Raw genomic sequence first — 2851 nt, 5'->3', positions numbered from 1 at the left:
TGTATTATCCCAAATAGCCACTCAGCAGCTGCTTTAACCCGGGATTCTATACCAATGACGCTTTCATTCAATGTGCCCGAAAGTAATGATAATTTATTTGATAATAAATCGATTATTGAAATGGCTAAGTTCAATCATTACAAAACCTATTGGTTAGCATCAGCTGGGCAACGAATTCAAGGTACATTTAATACTAAATATGGCTTTATTGCGCGTAAAAGCGATGTTATCAATTTTAGTGAAGATCTTTTGGATATCCATTTAAGTCAATTATTGGAAGACACTCTACAAAAAGATAATTCTCCAAGAAAATTTATTTTTGTGCATTTGCGCGGTAGCCACCAACCCTATACAAAAGGTTATGATGAAGTTGATAAGCTGGCCTTACCTGACGTCGAAGCATATGATTTAACTATTCATCACACCAACCGTACAATCAAAGCATTATATGATGTTATCAATAAATATAGTAACAACTATACCGTTATTTATACTTCGGATCATGGCGAAATTGTGAATGTGGGGCATGGTATAGGTGACAACATTGACCAGTTTCTAATCCCTTTTATGTTTATATCAACCAATCAGCGATATAATTGCCAATTTATTGAATCGTTTCGGGGACCAAATGGTTATTTAAGTGGGCTTATGAATAAATATATTCTTTCTAATCTTTTAGGTTATGAGATTGATCCGGCTATCCTTGACAAAGAAAAAAATAATGATCGGATTTTTATGCCAAACAGTAGTGTCATGCCTTTTTTAGAAGTACTTAACAAGCATTAATTTGTGCTTACTACACGTTGAGGAATTGATAGAAATCGGCTATAAATTTTATACAAAATATTAAATGGGCGTAAAAATATAGCTCCTTTTTATTATTGCATACTAAGGATTGCCGATCTTTCAATAAAAAGAAAATAAAAAGATATTGTATATGATATAGTTTTGCCAAAAATTAACAATAACAGCACGTTATATGTATATAGAATATATGTTAACAGATAACTACTGGGGAAAAACATAAATTGTAAATAAATAAGAAAAAATAAAAATAAACAAACATATAGTAACAGAATAGAAAATATTTTATATTAAATGCGGGACGGCTGTACGTGGCAAGATATTCTAAAGAATATTTGAGGGCTAGAGTGACAAAATCAACTGTCACCTTTAACTAGTAAATACACAAATATAAGATGAGGTCATATTTTATGAAATTATGTGGGATAAAAAGAGTTCTGCCCTTAATATTATTGTTATTGGTTTATACGTTTATCAGTGTTATCTGGTCTTACTGCTTTAATAATAGCTATCATGATAAATCTACCGAATCTATTTTTGGAGATTTGTTTTTCTATATTACAATAATAACAACTTTAATTTTTATTATGATAGTACATAATTGTATTTGCAGCTGTCATAAGCTTATTGTTGTCTTTGGCTTTTCATTATTATTCCTTTTTTTATCCGAAATTAGTTATTTTATTTTTTATGGGGAAATGATATCAGAAGGAGTACTTGATTCTATTATTGAGACTAATTCTCATGAAGCAATATCAATGGCTAAACAAGCTTCGATCATAATAGTTCCTGCGTTTATTGCGGACTTCTTTATATTATTGATTCTTAAAAAAATTGTCCGTATTAAATTTAAACTTTTTATTCCCATAACCATTTATATGCTTATATTGTTCTACCTTATTTATTGTCTAGTAAATTACACAGCATTAAGGCCTGATATTAAACGAGGTTTCTATAAAGCTAGTGATGGAATAATTCGTAAATGTTATCCTGCTGTACTTGCTAATTTAGCTTATATTTTAACTAGTTATGCATCAACAGATATTTATTCAGATACTCATGAAATTGAAAAATTTAATCAAGCTGTGATTTTACCTCCTAATCAGCCTGATAATGACTTAATCGTATTTATTATGGGCGAATCTTCTTTAGTTTCCCGCTATAGCGCTTATGGTTATCATCAGCAAACTACGCCTTTTATGACCAATATTTTTAGTCAAAATGGCGGATGTATTATCCCAAATAGCCACTCAGCAGCTGCTTTAACCCGGGATTCTATACCAATGACGCTTTCATTCAATGTGCCCGAAAGTAATGATAATTTATTTGATAATAAATCGATTATTGAAATGGCTAAGTTCAATCATTACAAAACCTATTGGTTAGCATCAGCTGGGCAACGAATTCAAGGTACATTTAATACTAAATATGGCTTTATTGCGCGTAAAAGCGATGTTATCAATTTTAGTGAAGATCTTTTGGATATCCATTTAAGTCAATTATTGGAAGACACTCTACAAAAAGATAATTCTCCAAGAAAATTTATTTTTGTGCATTTGCGCGGTAGCCACCAACCCTATACAAAAGGTTATGATGAAGTTGATAAGCTGGCCTTACCTGACGTCGAAGCATATGATTTAACTATTCATCACACCAACCGTACAATCAAAGCATTATATGATGTTATCAATAAATATAGTAACAACTATACCGTTATTTATACTTCGGATCATGGCGAAATTGTGAATGTGGGGCATGGTATAGGTGACAACATTGACCAGTTTCTAATCCCTTTTATGTTTATATCAACCAATCAGCGATATAATTGCCAATTTATTGAATCGTTTCGGGGACCAAATGGTTATTTAAGTGGGCTTATGAATAAATATATTCTTTCTAATCTTTTAGGTTATGAGATTGATCCGGCTATCCTTGACAAAGAAAAAAATAATGATCGGATTTTTATGCCAAACAGTAGTGTCATGCCTTTTTTAGAAGTACTTAACAAGCATTAATTTGTGCTTACTACACGTTGAGGAATTGATAG

At 31.3% G+C, this 2851-nt stretch carries 2 protein-coding genes; both read left to right on the top strand.

Going from position 1 to position 2851, the window contains the following annotated elements; all coding sequences use genetic code 11:
• A partial coding sequence (locus A9G25_RS11870) for a sulfatase-like hydrolase/transferase (protein WP_176701087.1) occupies positions 1 to 786 on the top strand: 786 nt, incomplete at its 5' end.
• A gap of 716 nt (positions 787 to 1502) precedes the next feature.
• Positions 1503 to 2819 (top strand): sulfatase-like hydrolase/transferase, encoded by a 1317-nt coding sequence (locus A9G25_RS11865; RefSeq protein ID WP_218057623.1) that lies wholly within the window; start codon positions 1503 to 1505, stop codon positions 2817 to 2819.
• Positions 2820 to 2851: the final 32 nt, after the last annotated feature.

Source organism: Gilliamella sp. Bif1-4 (assembly GCF_001690535.1).
GTDB classification, from domain to species: Bacteria; Pseudomonadota; Gammaproteobacteria; order Enterobacterales; family Orbaceae; genus Gilliamella; species Gilliamella bombi.
This window is presented reverse-complemented; position numbering and strand designations above follow the sequence as displayed.